Below are 18,069 nucleotides of genomic sequence, written 5' to 3'. Positions count from 1 at the left end.
ATGCCACAATTAAGATTACAAAATATATTGTTCTGCGCTGCGGTCCTCCTGCTTTTTGCCAGTGGATGTAGCAAAGTTGATTATGCAAAAATAGATGATCCTGCTTATTTAAGGGTCTTCAATAACCTGAATTATGTTGTCGGACTGGAGAATAAAGATGAAGAAGTCCCTTTCCTGACGATGCTCATTGATCCTGAAATGGATCAGAGCGGAATGCCGGTCAAAGCAGGGATTAAAGGTGATTTTCTCGATCAGCGGGAGCCTTATGCGCCTCCATATCCTTCTCATGTAGGCAGCAGTATTTCTTACAAAAATCCGGAATATCCGGGAAAGGAAAACGTCCTGGTAGGGCCTGTACTGAATGGATTCGATCTGAGCAGCTGGGCACAGATTCCTTCCGGAAAACACCGGATTGTATTTATGTTCCGCCCGGTAAATAATGTGCCTTTCTTCAATCTGGAGTCCCGTTTGAAGCAAAAAGTACTGATTGATACCACCATTATGCTGGACTCAAAAGAGGTGTATACGCTGCACATCCTGCAGAAAAATTTCCTGACCAAGAAGAACGGAATCTACCTGAGAAAAGAAAATTTTCATAAACTCTCTTTATCAGATTCACTGGTGTATGTGAATTTCTATAACATGAGTGCCAAAGGTTTTCAGGAATCGAGTAACGAGCTGAAAGAGGCGAATAGAAAATCAGGCTCACTGAGGTATGGGATCAAAGACAATATGAACATTTTTCAATCGCTGTTTACCAGTGAGAAAACGATGCTGAGTCCGGTTTATTCCAGTACTTATAAGTTTATGGGACAGCTGACAAGGAATTCTGAAGTCCTGGAAGTGAGTAAATACTATAGCTTTCCACTCTTTGCCGATCCTAAATCAAATGGGATATACACCAATATCTGGCAACGTTTTGATCTCATGTCGATCGGTATGAATCCTGCAAATAATCCTTATGAACCTTTTCTCATGAACACCGATGGAAACTGGGCCCCGATCAATTGTATGCTGGATGGCAAATCGGCACTGCAGGGAAATGACAATGGAGCGCAGTTACCAAACATGATTATAAACATTCATTCAGGGATACACAATCCCCGCTCTTTTGCAACGGTGAATACGATAGAAATTGTAAACGGTAACGTTTACCTGACTACGATTCAGCGAAAGTATGCCCCACCTATCTATTAACAATGCAGATCAGATTCTAAAAATATGCTAATGAACACTAGAAAATTAATAACACAGGCATTACTCCTGATCCCCGTATTCTTGCTGCTGGTTCTCCAGTCCTGCAAGCACAATGATCTGGAAATTGAAAAGGAAAATGAAAATTTCAGGCTGGCGACAGATTTTATAAAGAACAATTATGACATGACCCTTTTTTACGCTGCTGTGGAAAAAGTCGGACTGACTGATAAACTGAAAGAAAACGGACCCTTTACCTTATTGGTGCCCAATGATGCTGCCTTTAGGGAATTGGGTATCAACCGTCCCTCAGATTTCAGCAAAATCAATCAGGATAGTCTTAAAAGTCTTGTGGAAAGACACATTCTAACCAGACGGCTGCTGTTTAGCGATATGCCTCACAATGGGGTCGACGTACGTTATGCAACTTTGGCAGGAACCGAGGTCTATGCTTCCATGGCAGGGTATGCTCCCGGAGGAGAGGCTTTTGCAGTGAATGATCTCTATTTCAATGGTTCTCCGGTAACCCGAAAGGATGTGCCACTGGCGAACGGAACCCTGCATATGCTCAATAAGGTGATGAAATATACACCTGTAATGACCATTCAGGCCTGGTTGGCAGCCCGTCCAAAATACAGCATTTTTGTAGCAGGTTTGAAGAAATTCGGATTCTGGGACCAGCTGGCCACAGCCGGGCCGTTCACGGTATTTGCGCCGGAGAATGAAGGTCTGAAAGCAGAGGGGATTACTGAAGCTTCAATTGCTGAGATGGACGTACAGAAATATCGTGGAACACGGCTGTTTGGAAGTTATATCCTGCCGAAAACCCATTTCTTTCTTTCAGATTTTGAGGTATTCAAGGTCAACAACAGCCAGGAGTTTCTGGCCAGAAAGATTGACAATGATACCTGGTTCTCATTTGTGTCTATAACGAAAAACTTTTTTACAAAAGTGATTACGGGAGGTGTAAACCTGAGGACTGCACCTTCTTATCCCAATGAAGTCTATGGAAGTGCAGGAGCAGATGTTCCGGCCTTATCAGATCACCTGTTTGATAACGGAGTGCTGCATGAAGTAAAAGGGGTGTTATTGCGACCTGAACAGGCGTTAAAAAATTGATAAAACTAAAGACAAAATAAATGAAACCAATTCATATACTTACTTTTTGCCTGCTGTTTTTTACACTGGCATCCTGTAGAAAAAAAGAGTTTATGCCCGAGGTGGAGGGGCAACCGGTTCCACATCCGGAAATTACAGCCAGCCTGAAAGAGGTCTTGAATACTTCTCCTTATACCATATTCAAAGCCGCCTGGCAGCGGAGTAATATGGATAAGATCATGAAAGAAAAGGGCGATAGGGCAATTTATACGTTGCTCGTGCCTACAAATGAGGCTTTTATTGCTGATGGACTAACGATGGAGAAAATCAACAGTACGGAGCCGGCTTTATTGGACAGTATTTTGCTTTACCACACACTAACCGGAGTTTTCAATCCTGAAGAGGTGAAGGGCAGGGTAGACAATTATCCGGGAAAAACCTTGTTGGGAAACCCCTATCTGAAGGTAAAAGCACCCCTTCCGGGCGCTGCTATAGCTGCTCCTTATTTTTACCTTCAATACCTGAAAGTTAGTGGTAACGAACTTTTTGTAAATGGTAAAAAAGCAGGATCTGCCACTGCTGTTCCTGCAAAAAATGGCGTGCTTTTGCCTGTTAACCGTGTTCTGCACAAACCAACAAAGACGATTTTGGAGGTGCTGCGGGAGGATGGTCGTTTCGGAATGTACCTCGACCTGACTGCCCGTACGGATGCCTTATTTGCAGAACTGACTTACGGGAATTTTCAACATGATTTTACGGAAGGTTTGAAGGTAAGAGAGTATGGAGATTATAACATCACTTTTCATTCCATTTTTGCCGTCACCGATGATGCTTTCCGTAAGGCGGGATACAATACGGTAGATGAAATGATGGAATTGAATAACCGCAATCCCTTACCTTATGTCGATTGGGATACCTATGCCGTAAAAGGAGGACTGGCAACCGATACTTTGGTTGGTTATCACCGATGGGGGACCTACTTTTCTCATGATGAACCAAATGCCGGCCGTGGTGTTACCAATGTCACTAACTTTTATTCCAATGATTTAAATAATACCGTATTGGGCGACTATACGCTGGTTATCGGCGGCTATCCTGTAGCTTTTCCTGCCTACAAAATGCCACTGGATTTCAATAATGAAGCTGGAGTTATTAAGGTAAAAGTAAAAGGATCGGATTACCCGGCAGCAAGCGTCATCGAATCGGATATCAATACGATTATGGGACCGGTTCATATCGTAGACCGATTGCTCCTGCCAAAAGGCTTCAAATTGTAATTCCCGGATATCACGAATGATTTAACATGAACGCAATGAATAACTTTAAATATATCCTGATGCCTGTACTTGCATTTAGTGTGGGCCTTTCCGCTTGTAAGAAAGAAGAAAAGCAGTCGTCCGGAAAAGACAGTAATAAAATCAGCGCTGTAATTGCAGATAATTTTAATTTATCTGTATTCAGTACAGGACTTAACCGTAGCGGATTAAAAGCAAAGATGCAGGAAACCGGACCTTTTACGGTGATCGCTCCTTCGGATGATGCTTTTCTAAAGGCAGGCTTCGCAAATGCTGTGGCGATTCTTAGTGCAGAGCCTTCCCGGATTTCTGCAATTATGAATTACCATATCTTAAATGGAACCTATGAATTGAATAAGCTTCCCTTCCTGTTTAACCAGGAAATCCGTTCGGCAAACGGCGGAAAGCTATTTGTTACCCATTGGGTAAAGGGGCCGGATACCGTGCTTACTGTCAACGGTTCCAGGGTCTTATCACAAAATATCCGTGCTACTAATGGATTGATTCAGGTGGTAGACCAGATGCTGGAGCCATATTCGCATGAACTGGTAAGCGAAGCCATCGCCTCCGACAGGAATCTGAGTTTATTTTATCAGGCCATTCAGCGCTCAGGTTTGATGACGGTACTCAATGGTAAAGGTTCTTTTACGGTATTTGCACCTGAAAATGCAGCTATGGCTGCTTATGGATTGGCCAGTCTGGCTGATATCAATGCAGCAGAACCAACAGCACTTGCTGCCTTAATGCGCTATCACATCATTACTGACCGTCGCTTTGTCTATGATTACATCCTCAGTACAGGCGCAAGTGAAAAAAGTGATCAGACAATGATGGATGGGAATTCCATTCAGATTCAGCTCATTCCAAATGCGAATGTTCCCGGTGCTTTTACAGGAATCCAATTACAAGGAACGGGAAATACTGCATTTATCACCTTAAAAAAACAGGATGTACTTACCGGAAATGGCGTACTGCATACCATTACAGGCATGTTGAAAATCACCCAGTAATTAAAAATTAAGATTTCAGAGATGATTTTAAATAAAATACTCAAAAAAATAAGTCTACTCCTGGTGCTGATGCTGCCTTTTGCCGCAATCGCACAGGAAACCAGTGGTACCCTGAATGGGACGGTTTATGATGCCAATGGACAACCTTTGCCTGGTGCTTCCGTGACTGCCATTCATCAGCCATCCGGCACTAAATATGCGACCTCAGCTGATGGTCGGGGCCGGTATTATTTACCTAATCTTCGTATCGGCGGACCTTATTCCGTAGAAGCGGCGATGATCAGTATGAAAACGGACAAGAAAGAAGGGATTACCATTCGTCTGGGGGCAGCTATATTATTAAACTTTGGATTAGCCGATCAGAGCCAGCAGTTGGGAGAAGTGGTGATCAAAGCCACCAAAAGAGGGGCTCAGGCCAGTACTTATGGAACAGGTAAAAACATCAGCGCTGATCAGGTGCGGAATATGCCTACGGTTTCCAGAAGCATTACCGACATTACCCGTCAGGTGCCACAGGCGAGTAAAGACAATAGTTTTGGCGGAACAAATTTCCGTTACAACAACGTCACGATCGATGGTGCCATCAATAACGATGCAATTGGCTTTAGTCCATCTTTAGGCGGACAGTCGGGAACTTCAGGTATGGCCGGAAGTTCTACCCGTACCAATCCGGTATCCCTTGATGCCATCGAAGACATGCAGGTTTATCTTGCTCCTTATGATGTGAAAATCGGAAACTTTACCGGCGGTTCCGTAAATGCGGTAACCAGAAGTGGAACGAATACTTTTAGTGGATCTGCCTATGGTTTTGGCCGTAATGCAAGCTTAACAGGTAAGGACAGGGTAGGAACACTTGGTAAAATGAACAATGATTTTTATGATTATCAGGCAGGTTTCCGTGTCGGTTTCCCGATCATTAAAAACAAGCTTTTCTTTTTTACCAATGAAGAGTTTACCCGCAGAAGGGATCCTTTACAATTGTTAGCTGGAAGAGCGGAAACGAGTCATATCCTGACTGCAGATGACGCAAAGGCAATCAGTGCCGCTAATTTCCTCGATGCAGGTACTTCAGGCGAATTCAATACCTATTCGAGATCGCATAAGTTCTTTAACCGCCTGGACTGGAACATCAATGATAAACATCAGCTGGCCATCAGGAACAATACCATCATTTCTGAAGCCACACATATGGACCGTGATCAGCAGGACTTCAGGTTCAGCAGCATGGCCTTTCTACAGAAAAATAACCAAAGTTCTACGGTAGCAGAGTTGAAAAGCCGGTTCAGCAATAACTTGTCTGGAAATTTACTGGCAGGTTATACGATGGTAAATGATTCCAGGGATCCATCGGCTGATCCAAGCCTGCCACAGGTGCAAATCGCCGGACGTACCCCGGGTACGACGATCTATTTGGGAACAGACCGTGAGGCCAGCATCTTTGATATGAAACAAAGAACCCTGGAGCTGACCGCCAACCTGAACTGGAACCTCGGGAAACATACCCTCACCCTGGGTACCCATAATGAGTTTTATAACATCACCTATGGTTTTGTGAATGCCTGGAACGGAAGGGTAGATTATTTAAGTATTGAGGATTACCTGAACAACAACCCGTACCGTGTTCGCGGGGCTTATAACTATCAGAACAATAACAGGAATGATATCCTGAATCATCCGGGGGCAAAATTTAATGTTAACCTGTATAGCCTTTATTTTCAGGATGAGATCCGTATTTCCGATAAATTAAAAGTCATCCCAGGTCTTAGGGCGGATATGGCCCACCTGCCGGAAATGCCACAGTTGAGCGATAAAACGTGTACGGCTATGGATGATCCCTTCTTTGGAGGTACTTATACTTATACGCCACTCAAAAGAATCACCAATAATTTCCTGAACAAAGTACAGCTTTCTCCAAGAGTAGGATTCAGGTACGATTGGATGGGTGATCAGAGTCTAATTCTGAGAGGTGGTGCGGGTTTGTTTACCGGAAGAATTCCAATGGCATGGCTGGCTTATGCCTTTTACAATACCGGGGATAGTTATGGCGGTTTTGATCAGAAAGCAGATCAGAAACCTTTTGTTCCGGGTAGCAACCCATTAAAAGGAGGTTCAAATGGAATCGCAGATTTCATTCAGGAAAATGGCGCGGTGACCAATAACCGCAACAGCGGAAAGACGCAGATTGACCTGGTGGACAATGGATTTGTCATGCCTCAGGTATTGAGAACGAGTCTGGGAATTGACTATACGACACCTACACAATGGAAATTTGGTCTGGAAGCGATCTATACTAAAAACATTAAAGATGTGCTTTTTCAACAGCTGAACGTACAGGATAATCCTACTTACTATGGATATGATAAAGCCCGCCAGCAACCGGTTTATAGTGGGACTGTAGACCAACGTTTTTCTAACACTTACCTGTTAAGCAACACGAGTAAAGGATACCGTTACAGCCTTACCGGAAGTATCAGTAAAAATATAGCGGAGGTATTGCAGGCCTCAGTTGCTTATACCTATGGACAGTCTAAAGATTTGTCGAACGGTGTACGTAACTCTATGGAATCGAACTGGCAATTGAACCAGTCGCTGGTACCTAATAATCCGGTATTGGCCAATAGTAATTTTGACATCAGACACCGTATAGTGAGTACCATCAGTTACAATAAAATATGGAACAAAGGTAAAACAAATGTTTCCCTGTTCTTCAGTGCGCAATCGGGAAGTCCCTTTACTTATGGTATTGTAAATAATAGTATTCAGGGTTTGCCGCAACAGGTGAGTTTGGCTTATATTCCTAATAAAGAGGAGAGTATCCGCTATTTTCAGGACCGCAATACAGGAGGACAATTGGTTACCGCTCAGCAACAAGCCGAAGCATTTAATGCTTATGTGGATGGAGATGAATACCTGAGCAGCAGAAGAGGGCAGTTTACCGAAAGAAATAAGGGGCGTACACCATGGAATCTGCAGGCCGATCTACACCTTTCCCATGATTTGTTTGTTTCAGGAGATAAGAAACAATTCATCACCCTGACTGCAGACGTGATGAACCTGACCAACCTGATCAGCAAAAGCTGGGGCATTCAATATTTCTCACCCAATACCTTTAACTCCACTTCCAGTGTCGGGTTAACTCCGGTATTGTTTCCGCCTCAACAAAATGCAGGTGGATACCCTTCTTTCCAGTTTAATGCGCCAGGTAAGCCTTATAGCGTGGATTATTACGGTTCAAGAAGCCAGGTGCAATTTGGTTTAAGATATACTTTTTAAGCAATGAAGATGAATCTACATGTAAAGAATATGATGAAAAAAGGACTGTTTGGCGTCGGCTTGTTCCTGCTGATGCTGGCCGCCTGTAAAAAGGACAAAACGGAAATCATTAAGGAACCTTTAAAGGTGACCGACTATTATCCCAATAGTGGAAACCAGGGAACACTGGTGACTATAGAAGGTACCGGATTCAGTAATAATCCTTCGGATATTTCGGCTACATTTTCGGGTACGCCTGCGGATGTGGTGAGTGCGACAGGGACTGCGGTGGTGTTAAGAGCGCCGCAAAAAGGAAGTACCGGAGAGATTGTGATGAAAGTGGCCGGAGAAACGCTGAATATTGGCCGCTATACTTATCAGGAATTAAGTGTGCAGCGCATCAGTCCCTCAAATGGTGCTGCCGGCGCGCATATCCGGATTTCGGGAGCCGGTTTTAGCAGCTTAAAAGGCCCTGCTGAAGTGTTGATTAACGGGAAAGTAAGTATTGTAGTCAGTGCTTCAGATACCCTTTTGGTGGTGGAAGTTCCAGTAGCAGTAGGCACCGGTCCGGTGAAAGTGAAAGTAGACGGGAAGGAAGCTACGGGACAGATCTTTAAATACCAGGCGATTGCAAAGATCAGTCCGCTCACCGGGGGTAAAGGTACCCAGGTGAGGATCACCGGAGAGGGTTTTGAAGAACTTGCGGAGGGTAATTATGTGGACTTTAATGGTAAACCTGCATTGGTGAAAGAGGCCAGCGGAACATCACTTTTGGTGGTTGCTCCTGCGGAAGTAGGTACAGGGCCATTGTCGGTAACGATCAATAAGCAAAAAGTTACCGGACCCGTCTTCACTGTGGTTCCCCCACCAGTGATCGAGACCGTTTCTCCCCTGAGCGGTCCCGGAGGTTCGGTGATGACGATAACCGGAAATACTTTCAGTACGATTCTGGAAGAGAACAAAGTAAGCATTAACGGACAAATTGTTCCGGTAACTACTGCTTCGGCAACAAAGCTGACTTTAACACTTCCAGGAAATACCGGAAACGGAAAAGTGATCGTAAGTGTGAATGACCAGGTGGTGCAGGGACCGGAATTTAAAGATCAGTCGTTGGGAATCAATAAACTGAGTCCTGAGAACGGTCTTGCCGGAACCCAGGTGACGATTACAGGTACCGGATTTAATGCCAATGCCGCTCAGAATATGGTAACGTTTAACGGATTGCCGGCATCGGTGATCAGTGCTACAGAAACTGAAATCGTGGTTAAGGCGCCGATAGGTCTAAGTACAGGACCTTTGAAAGTGGTTAATAATGGGGCTGAAGCCATTGCGCCGGTAACTTTTAGCAGAGCTGGAGTAGTCACTATAGCAGGAGGATTAGGGAATAAAGACCTGGATATTTCCTCTTTCCGTACAGGTAGTATGGCAATAGACCGTCATGGAAATATTTTTGTATTGGAAGTAGAAAAGAGTAGAATCAAGAAAATCAGTACTGAGGGAGTGGTTACTCTATTTGCCGGAAGTTCTACTGGTGAGCGGGGAAACAAGAATGGAAGAGGAGCTGAAGCCTTATTTAATTTCGGTGCAAATCCGGGAATGGATATCGATGCAAATGACAACCTTTTCATCAGTGACGGTAACCTGAGTGTCAGAAAAGTCAGCCCTCAGGGAGAGGTTAGTAATTTTGCCATAGGCTTTGGAAATATCAATAAGCTGGCATTTGATGATCGTGGTATATTATATGTTCTTGGCTCCTTTAGCGGTGCCTGGAGAATCAATACTGAAGGTTTGAGAACTTCGATTAATACCAATGCATTTGCTGACCAATGCCGGCCTGTGATCACCGACAATATGATTTACAAGTTAAATAATGAGGGTTATTTCATCGATGCTTTTAATTTAACTACCAATAGGGATGCCAATCGTGTGTTCGGCGGAAATTATGGCTATGTAGATGGTGCTGGCGGGGCAGTCGCTTTTGCTGCCATCAATGGTATGGCTGCTGATGGCAATGGCAATCTCATCATTGCAGATGCGGGGAACGTCGCAATCAGGAAGGTGAATTTGAAAACTAAAGAAGTCAGTACGATTGTCAAATTCAAAAGCGGAAAAGCAATAGATGGAAGCTTTTCGGAAGCTTCAGCTGGTTATATGGGCGATGTGATCGTAGATAAAGAAGGAAATATCTATTTCATCGACACCAGCAATAATGCGATAAGAAAGGTTTTTCTTAAATAAGTAAATACGTTTGATTTTTTCCTTATACCGGGTCTGGCGAAAGCCAGCCCGGTTTTTTGTGAATGGTGTTAACCTTTGAAAATAACATCCAGCTTGTGGAACATTTTGATCCAGCTCTGGTAAGCGCCGGTTTCTTTGGCTGTTGCTTCGGCAACAGTTTGATGTAAAGAAACGGTCGTTTGATTTCCAACGGGTTTAAACGTAACGGTGGTCAGGATCTCTTCCGGCCAGTCTTCCGGCTTTCCAGCTTCTACAGACCGGAGGGAATGACCTTCTTCATTGGTTAGTACCATAGAGAAGACCAATTTTTCGGGAACAATAACTTCCTGGTAGGTTCCCATAATCCAGCAGTCTCCATGAATGGGATCATGAATGCAGGAATGAAAACTGCCCCCTTCTTTTACGTTTATTGATTTAAATTCAATGGTACATCCATCCGGGGCATACCAATGTTTCAATTGCTCAGGATCTGTCCATGCTTTGAATACCAATTCTGGAGAAGCGTTGAAAAGGTGGCTGATGAGCAATTCTTTCTCTTTCTTATTTTGTTCCATGGTCTTTGGTTTTTATTTCATTTAAATAGTGATCTAGTTTTTCAAACTTGTTAATCCATTGTTTTCTGGACTGTTCTAACCAGTCGGATACTTCGTTCAGCTTTCCAAGCTGGGCTTCACAATAGCGTTCCCTTCCTTTTTGAGTGATGACCACCAGGCCGCATTCTGTAAGGATCTGAATGTGTTTGGAAATTGCCTGTCTACTACTGTTAAAAGTTTCTGCTATGGTGTTCAGGTTCATCGCTCCCTGGGCAATTCTTTCGATAATTTGCCGGCGGGTTGGATCTGCTATGGCCTGGAATACGTCTCTTCTTGTTTTCATTATGCAACTATATGGTTGCAAATATAAGTGCAATCATTTGATTGCGCAATAGTTATTTGAAAATAATTTTAAATCATGCTTTTGAATGGACATAAAGCCTGGAAAAAGGCGATGTTTTGTGTTTTGGTTCTTTTTGAAAGGAGTTCCATTTTCCGATCAGATTCCTGGACTTTCGAATGGTCCTTCTTAAGCCGTAAATAGGTCTCCTGGACCAATCAGGATCCATTAACCCACTTATTGATGAATAGAATGGAGGCGCAATTACAATGGGTTTCGGAAGCATTTAGGTAGTGTCAATAATCATCGCAAACAAATGCATTGTTGATGAGCATTTTGTTTGCGATATTTTGATCAGCCTGGGTCTTACAAACCGTAATCTATTTCAGCAACAATCATGATATGAGGACTAAGAGAGAGTAAATCCGGATCTGATTCGATAAGCTGGGTAAGTTTTAGCAACCGCTCTCTTTTTTCTGGCATCGCCCAGGCTTCAAAAAAATTATTGTCCAGCCAGGCAATGCCCTCCACCGCGGTAATGCCGGAAGATTTAAATCCTGCCTTTTCAAATTCCATTGAAAGCGCTGCCGGTTTATGAAAATAGGCTTGTGCCAGCATCCCTGGAAACTCAGCAGGTGGGTGATGGTTTCCGCTGCTGAGTTGCTGCTGACACATGTTAAATACCTCTGGTTGATGGATTATTCCATTTTGAAGGGCGGCGAGTGTAAAGGCAGCATGAGTAATGGCGAAGCCGATCACAATACCACCAGGCCTTAAAATTCGTCCTGCTTCTTTCAACGCAGCGATGCGCTCCTGCTGTTCCTGGAGGTGATAGAGTGGACCGTGTAGTATCACCACATCTACAGAATTAGATTCTATAGGCAATCTTCGCGCTTCCCCATGGATACAGCGGAAGCTTCTTTTGGATTTTTGCGCTCTTTTCTGAGCTTGTTGCAGGTGTTTTTCTATAGGATCTACAAGAATAACCTGATGTCCTAATGCAGAGAGCCAACTGGCGTAATGGCCTGTTCCTCCTCCAATGTCAGCGATAGTTGCTTGAATTTTTGGGAGATGCCTGCTGATGAGGTCTTTGTTTCGTAAGAATTCGAATGGTCCAAGTCCGCTTTGAAGTCTGGTTTCTTCCGAACTTTGGGTATAAAAATCCTGTATGGATATTTCGATCATATTTGCTTTATAAAAAAATACATAGTGATTTATGAGCCATCATGTAGAGATGATAGCGGGAGTAGTGATGAAGGGCGTCACTATCAGAATAGATGATTTATAAAGCGATTTTAATGGCACAAATATATCATATTTCTAACAGAGAAAATCTCTTTTAATTTTCTTTTACAAGGTTTGATAGCGACTAAACAGTTTTTTAGTTGCTATGATGTTCAGTAAGCACCTGGATTTAATTTTATTTATTAATTGTTGGTTTATAACTGACTGCTTATATTTACATTTTCGTAGTAATTGTTAATAAACTTTCAATAAGATTGAAAGTGTTAAGCAATTAGCGGCTGTGGAGTGTTAATGAATGTTCTTTATCAGGCAAGGATATTAATGAAAAGATTGTGTATAAAAACGAATACGAAAGTTTATGATGTCCAGCAATTGGTGGAAGGAGTAGACTTGTTTAAGATTGAAGTGAGTGGTTGCCTTTATGAGGTGTATAAGTCCAGCTCTGGAAAATGGAAGTTGTTGTACCGTTTGCCCGATTGCAGGGAATTGCCTTTGGAATCACTGGGAAATATGATAGACAGCGAGATGTTGGCGCTCCATAAGCAGGGAGGCTAGTATTGTATTTCAATATATTGTGATACTGTTTATTACCTTTGCAAAAAAAAGGGATGAAAAGAACAGGGATATTTTTAGCATTGGTTTTCATGGGTTTCTCCGGTTTCGCCCAGGTAGTGGAAGACTGTGAAAAGGTCCTTGATCAGGAGCCCTATTTTGTAAAACATAAATCCGGAGAGCAGGATCTGGCTTTAAAGCGGGATATTGAGATCTTAAAACGCTGCGGGAATTTCGATCCTGTAGATAGTGCCTTTTTAAAAGGACCGATGCTGGGCGTATTGATGTTGCAGGAAGTCAGAGCTGGAAAACCGGCAACTTACCGCACCATTGTCAACTTCTTCTCAGATTTCAGGAAAACCGCAGAGTATAAGGACTTTTCCTACGGATTGTCGATGTATCGGAAGATCGGTGGGAAGAAAGTGAACCTTAAAGATTGGGAGCAGGACAAGGAATTGTTTGTAAGAATGGGTTTTACGGTCAATGATCTGGAGGATTTTAAGACTTTTATTAGTCGGCCGGAACATTTATCCCTCAGTTACCTGCAGGCTTTCTCTCAGTATATGAGTGAGATAGAAGCGATGCGTGTCGACAAATAAAGAAATGTAAAATTATTTTTCTTCTTATAAAGAATACTATTAATATTGCGCTGTTATGGATGTGCAGGAATTTGTAGAAATTGATCAGCCGCATTTTAATAAAAATATGGCAAACTGGGTACGTGCGAATCGCCACATTATGCGTGCGATGTCGGATTATAGTCGGCTTATTGTCATGAATGGCCCCACTTTACGTATTAATCTGAATTATTTTAACCCTCAATATCAGTATAAATTTATTGATCATAATTTTGAGCATTACTGCGAGAAATTTATAGACAGGCTCAATGAGCCCATTTCTATTTACCTGCGAACCTATGGATTTGCAGGTTATCAGGTGACTTTCATCTTCCTTTTAAACGGGAAAAGCTACGAGAAGTTCATCACCTATAAAGTGTAACAAAAATAAAAGCTGTACTTTTGTGAAAAAATAGAAGCAATTGGGAACTCTACTGGACTTAGGTATAAAAGGATATAATAATTACGGAACGCACTTGAAGGAGAAGTATAAGGGGCAGCGTGTATTCAAAGTAATCGTTGATGGTGGCTTCACTTGTCCTAACCGTGATGGCAGTAAAGGCTATGGGGGATGTACTTATTGTAACGTAGATTCTTTTACACCCGAGCTTTCCCGGAAGTTACCGACCATTCGCGAGCAATTGGAGCAGGGAATGGAGAGAGGAAAAGGTTTTTATAAGGCCGATAAGTTTATCGTTTATTTTCAGCCCAATACCAATACCTATGCGCCGGTACATTATCTAAAGATGATGTACGACGAAGCCCTTTCCATCAATACGGAAGATGTGGTAGGTTTTTCAGTAGGTACCCGTCCGGATTGTATTGATGCGGAAAAAGTAGCCTTACTGGAAAGTTATACTGACCGTTTTGATGTCGACCTGGAGATGGGAATGGAATCTATCTATGATGATACCCTCAATCAGATCAACCGTGGCTGTAGTCATGGAGAATTTGTTGAGGCGGTAAAATTACTGGACAATTCTAAACTGGATTTATGTGTGCACACCATCTTTGGTTTTCCATGGGAAACAGAAGAAATGATGCTGGGGTATATCCATGAAATCAACAGATTCCCTAAGATTAAATTCGTGAAATTCCACCACCTTCACATTGTGGAAGGATCAATCATGGGGGTAAAGTATAAAAAAGAACCTTTCAAATTGTTCTCTCTTGAAGAGTATACTGATTTACTATGTAAATTGATTCCATTGTTGAGACCTGATATTGTGATTCAACGTTTATTCGGAATTTCAGATTGGGATTTATTGATCGCACCTAACTGGGGATTGAATAAATCTGCCATTCAGACGTATATCGATAAGGAAATCGAGAAAAGAGGAATAGTTCAGGGATCGGCTTATGTTCCTGTTGCCGGATAATCACCAAATAACTCAATTACTTTCTTTCTTCTGTAGTTAAAGATCTGCTGGAGCTTGTTTGCTACATATAGGTTATTGGCTATTCTTCCAAAAAAGCCCATAGGTAAGCCATAGGTTAAAATGTCATTCATTTCTACCCCACCTTCAATGGCTTTAAAATGATGCTGGTGATGCCATAACTGATAAGGACCGAAGCGTTGTTCATCTATAAAATATTCCTGGGGCTTTACCTGAGTGATTTCTGTCATCCAGTTGAGTTTAATGCCGGCGATCGGCGATACCTTATAGGTAATGATCATCCCGGCATACATTTTTTCCAGTTGTCTCAGGTCTGAAGTGACTTCAAAAGCCATGTCTTCCGGTGTAATTTTAGCCAGGTTTAATGGCGAAGAGAAGAAATCCCATGCTTCCGTTAAGGAAATTGGCAGTTGCTGACTAAAATTTAAATGATAAGGCTTCATGATGTTTGTAAAGATACGTTATTTGCTGCTTTCAGATTTTTTCTTCTCCATTTTTTGAATTTCAGGTGATTTTTGTTTCTTTTTTAGTTTTAAGTCCTGTTTATTTTTAATATTTCATTATAAATATCCTTTTAGCCCTGTATTTTATGATTTTTTTATAAAAAACGCATATTTTGTTTGGTATTTTTCATTTATAATGTTGTTTTATTGGTATTAATATAACGATTTCGTGATTTTGTTGTGTTTTTATTTGATGAAAATGGATTTATTTCCTAATTTTATATAAATAATCAACGATAATCAGTTATAAACTAGTAAAATCTAATAATTATGGCCAAAATTTTATTAAAACAGGTGGGTCCTTTTGTAGTTTTATCAATAATTGCAATTTTAGCCCTATTTACACCCCTTCTTCCGAACTTTGATGAGGGTAAATACAACGCATCTGACATCGCATTCATTCTTGTTGCCACTGCGCTTGTATTTTTGATGACTCCAGGTCTCGCTTTTTTCTACGGAGGCATGGTTCATCGCAAAAATGTGATCTCTACCATGATAAAAAGTGTGGTCGCTGCAGGAGTGATCAGCGTTTTATGGGTAACGGTAAGTTTCAGTCTTGCTTTCGGTGAAAGTATTCACGGACTTATTGGAAATCCATTGACCTTTTTGTTCTTTCATGGCGTAAACTCAGGTCCTTCATGGAGCCTGGCGCCTACCATTCCATTGACCTTATTTGCGTTATTTCAATTGATGTTTGCCATCATTACGCCAGGTCTGGTAGTTGGTGCGGTTGCAGAGCGGATCCGTTTTACTTCCTATATCTTATTTATCGTATTGTTTGCTTTGTTTGTGTATTCGCCTTTGGCGCACTGGACATGGCATCCGGATGGTATCCTGTTTAAAATGGGCGTGCTTGATTTTGCCGGAGGTACAGTAGTACACATCTCTGCAGGTATGGCTGCCTTAGCGGGTGCATTGGTGTTGAAAAGAAGGAGAAGTCATCAGGACCATCAGGAAATTCCTCCTGCCAATATTCCTTATGTATTGATCGGTACAGGATTGTTGTGGTTCGGATGGTTTGGCTTTAATGCAGGTTCTGCATTGGGAGCGAACAGCCTGGCGGTATCAGCTTTTGCAACGACTAATATTGCTGCAGGTGCGGCGGGTTTATCATGGATGTTCTTTGATGTTGCCCGTGGTAAAAAACCTTCTGTACTTGGTTTTTGTATCGGTGCAGTTGTAGGTCTTGTAGCCATTACACCTGGTGCCGGTTTTGTCAGTATCCCTTCCAGCATATTCATTGGAGCGGCTGCAGCAGTGATTTCTAACCTTGCCGTGGTTTGGAAGTCTAAAACCAGCCTGGATGATACCTTGGATGTTTTTCCTTGTCATGGTGTAGGTGGTATTGTAGGGATGTTACTGACTGGGGTATTCGCAACTAAAACAGTGAATGCTGCTGGTGTAGATGGCCTTTTTTATGGCAATCCGGCATTTTTCTTTACCCAATTAAAAGGAGTATTAATCGTAATCGCCTTTAGTTTTGTGGTTTCATTTGTGATCTTCAAGTTCATCAATTTGATCCAGCCGATCCGTGTAACTTCTGAAGAAGAGGAAGAAGGCCTTGACGCCAGTCAACATAATGAAAAATACTTCCAGGGTACTTTGATTGTTGCCAGTACCGGAATGGAAATAGAACATGAGCCGACCACTTAATGTTCTGAGGATGCCTACGACCATATTTATTTGATTTTCATCACAACCTAAACCAACCAAACCAACCAGACCATGAAATTAAAATCAATATTTACCACTGCCTCTTTATCTGTTGCCTCTTTTTCTTATGCTCAGGAAGCTGCCCCTTTACAGATCTCAGGTTCTGTAGATACCTATTATAAATACGATTTTGCCAAGGTCCCTAATATCGGAACCAGTTTTGCCAACGACCAGAATTCCATCTCCCTGGGGATGATTGATCTGGCTTTAAAGAAAACAACAGGTAAAGCTTCATTCGTAGGAGAACTGTCTTTTGGACCACGCGGACAGTATGGATCATTGCTAAATGGAGATGGTACCGACGACAACTCTTTTCATATTCAAAACTTATATGCTTCCTATGCTTTTACAGATAAATTTACGGTGACTGCAGGATATATGGGGACCTTTATCGGTTATGAAGTCATCGCGCCGACAGGAAATTTCAATTATTCTACTTCTTATTTGTTTACCAACGGACCTTTTCAGAATGCGGGGATTAAAGGAGCTTATGCTTTCTCCAATAAGGTAAGCCTGATGGTCGGTTTGTTTAACGATTGGAATGTGTACAAGGATTTGAATGGGGTGTCGCATATCGGTGCCCAGCTGACGGTAAGTCCTGTGGAAGGCTGGACTGCTTATCTGAATGTACTATCGGGAAAATCTGCGGGAGCGGTAGGCACCGGAACGGTTCTGGATCTGACTACTTCTTACCAGGTTACGGAAAAGGTGAAATTAGGCTTAAATGCGGCTGATTATTCTGTTACTAATGATGGTGGCGGTTATAGCGGAGCGGCACTTTATGTGCAAAATGCTTTTACCTCCGCTTTCTCTTTGGGATTGAGAGGAGAATATTTCAACTGGAAAGGTGTGGCAGAAGAGTCGGATAAACATGTAGCTGCGGTAACTCTTTCGGGAAATGTGAAAGCCGGTGGCCTGACCTTCATTCCGGAGGTAAGGTTTGACAATGGTTCTTCTTCGGATATGTTTAAGAAAAAAAACCTTAACCCTTCAAAAAATGCATCTCAGTTTGCATTGGCGGTGGTATATGCTTTTTAGTCTCTGTTAATTTACAAAAAGGAGCTGTCTGAAGGAGTATTTTG

16 protein-coding genes are annotated in these 18,069 nt (G+C 42.3%); 12 read left to right on the top strand and 4 right to left on the bottom strand.

The window, feature by feature from the left end; translation table 11 throughout:
- From DBR43_RS10495 to DBR43_RS10470, 6 genes are read left to right on the top strand one after another with little or no spacing between them, the layout of a single operon-like run.
- Positions 1–1,197 carry a hypothetical protein gene (locus DBR43_RS10495; RefSeq protein WP_124580659.1) on the top strand — a complete coding sequence of 399 codons (1,197 nt, stop codon included), beginning with the start codon at positions 1–3 and terminating at the stop codon, positions 1,195–1,197.
- 30 nt (positions 1,198–1,227) lie between these two features.
- A complete protein-coding gene (locus DBR43_RS10490) occupies positions 1,228–2,313 on the top strand; it encodes a fasciclin domain-containing protein (protein WP_158622478.1) in 1,086 nt (361 codons plus the stop codon).
- Positions 2,314–2,333: 20 nt separating this feature from the next.
- Positions 2,334–3,569, top strand: a complete 1,236-nt coding sequence (locus DBR43_RS10485; protein ID WP_124580655.1) for a fasciclin domain-containing protein — start codon at positions 2,334–2,336, stop codon at positions 3,567–3,569.
- Between the two features lie 35 nt (positions 3,570–3,604).
- Positions 3,605–4,597: a fasciclin domain-containing protein gene (locus DBR43_RS10480; RefSeq protein WP_124580653.1), complete on the top strand. Its 993-nt coding sequence runs from the start codon at positions 3,605–3,607 to the stop codon at positions 4,595–4,597.
- Positions 4,598–4,618: 21 nt separating this feature from the next.
- Positions 4,619–7,870 (top strand): TonB-dependent receptor, encoded by a 3,252-nt coding sequence (locus DBR43_RS10475; protein WP_124580650.1) that lies wholly within the window; start codon positions 4,619–4,621, stop codon positions 7,868–7,870.
- A gap of 3 nt (positions 7,871–7,873) precedes the next feature.
- Positions 7,874–10,087 (top strand): IPT/TIG domain-containing protein, encoded by a 2,214-nt coding sequence (locus DBR43_RS10470; protein WP_124580648.1) that lies wholly within the window; start codon positions 7,874–7,876, stop codon positions 10,085–10,087.
- A gap of 68 nt (positions 10,088–10,155) precedes the next feature.
- Here the strand turns inward: DBR43_RS10470 and DBR43_RS10465 are convergent, their stop codons facing one another.
- The 3 genes from DBR43_RS10465 to DBR43_RS10455 form a co-directional block, all read right to left on the bottom strand.
- Positions 10,156–10,641, bottom strand: coding sequence for an SRPBCC family protein (locus DBR43_RS10465; RefSeq protein WP_124580646.1), 486 nt, complete (start codon positions 10,639–10,641; stop codon positions 10,156–10,158).
- Positions 10,628–10,963 carry an ArsR/SmtB family transcription factor gene (locus tag DBR43_RS10460; RefSeq protein ID WP_124580644.1) on the bottom strand — a complete coding sequence of 112 codons (336 nt, stop codon included), beginning with the start codon at positions 10,961–10,963 and terminating at the stop codon, positions 10,628–10,630. Before DBR43_RS10460 ends, DBR43_RS10465 begins: the two co-directional genes overlap by 14 nt.
- Positions 10,964–11,326: 363 nt before the next feature.
- Complete coding sequence (locus DBR43_RS10455; protein WP_124580642.1) at positions 11,327–12,145, bottom strand: class I SAM-dependent methyltransferase; 819 nt, start codon at positions 12,143–12,145, stop codon at positions 11,327–11,329.
- 381 nt (positions 12,146–12,526) lie between these two features.
- Between DBR43_RS10455 and DBR43_RS10450 the strand changes: the two genes are divergently transcribed.
- From DBR43_RS10450 to DBR43_RS10435, 4 genes are read left to right on the top strand one after another with little or no spacing between them, the layout of a single operon-like run.
- The gene (locus DBR43_RS10450) at positions 12,527–12,760 is read left to right on the top strand and encodes a hypothetical protein (protein ID WP_124580640.1); all 234 of its coding nucleotides are present in this window, start codon (positions 12,527–12,529) and stop codon (positions 12,758–12,760) included.
- A 53-nt stretch (positions 12,761–12,813) separates the two neighbouring features.
- Positions 12,814–13,356, top strand: a complete 543-nt coding sequence (locus DBR43_RS10445) for a hypothetical protein (protein WP_124580638.1) — start codon at positions 12,814–12,816, stop codon at positions 13,354–13,356.
- Between the two features lie 55 nt (positions 13,357–13,411).
- Positions 13,412–13,756, top strand: coding sequence for a hypothetical protein (locus DBR43_RS10440; RefSeq protein WP_124580636.1), 345 nt, complete (start codon positions 13,412–13,414; stop codon positions 13,754–13,756).
- A gap of 40 nt (positions 13,757–13,796) precedes the next feature.
- On the top strand, positions 13,797–14,753 hold the full coding sequence (locus DBR43_RS10435; RefSeq protein WP_124580634.1) for a TIGR01212 family radical SAM protein: 957 nt from the start codon (positions 13,797–13,799) through the stop codon (positions 14,751–14,753).
- Here DBR43_RS10435 and DBR43_RS10430 read toward each other — a convergent pair.
- Positions 14,732–15,214 (bottom strand): SRPBCC family protein, encoded by a 483-nt coding sequence (locus tag DBR43_RS10430; protein ID WP_124580632.1) that lies wholly within the window; start codon positions 15,212–15,214, stop codon positions 14,732–14,734. The two genes, DBR43_RS10435 and DBR43_RS10430, sit on opposite strands and share 22 nt — an antisense overlap.
- Before the next feature lie 330 nt (positions 15,215–15,544).
- Here DBR43_RS10430 and DBR43_RS10425 point away from each other — a divergent pair, with 330 nt between their 5' ends.
- Positions 15,545–16,927, top strand: coding sequence for an ammonium transporter (locus tag DBR43_RS10425; RefSeq protein WP_124580630.1), 1,383 nt, complete (start codon positions 15,545–15,547; stop codon positions 16,925–16,927).
- 72 nt (positions 16,928–16,999) lie between these two features.
- Positions 17,000–18,025 carry an outer membrane beta-barrel protein gene (locus DBR43_RS10420; protein ID WP_124580628.1) on the top strand — a complete coding sequence of 342 codons (1,026 nt, stop codon included), beginning with the start codon at positions 17,000–17,002 and terminating at the stop codon, positions 18,023–18,025.
- Positions 18,026–18,069 lie beyond the last annotated feature (44 nt).

The sequence above is a fragment of the Pedobacter sp. KBW06 genome (genome assembly GCF_003852525.1).
Taxonomy (GTDB): domain Bacteria; phylum Bacteroidota; class Bacteroidia; order Sphingobacteriales; family Sphingobacteriaceae; genus Pedobacter.
The sequence above is the reverse complement of the archived record's forward strand: the minus strand, read 5'-3'. Positions and strand labels throughout refer to the sequence as shown.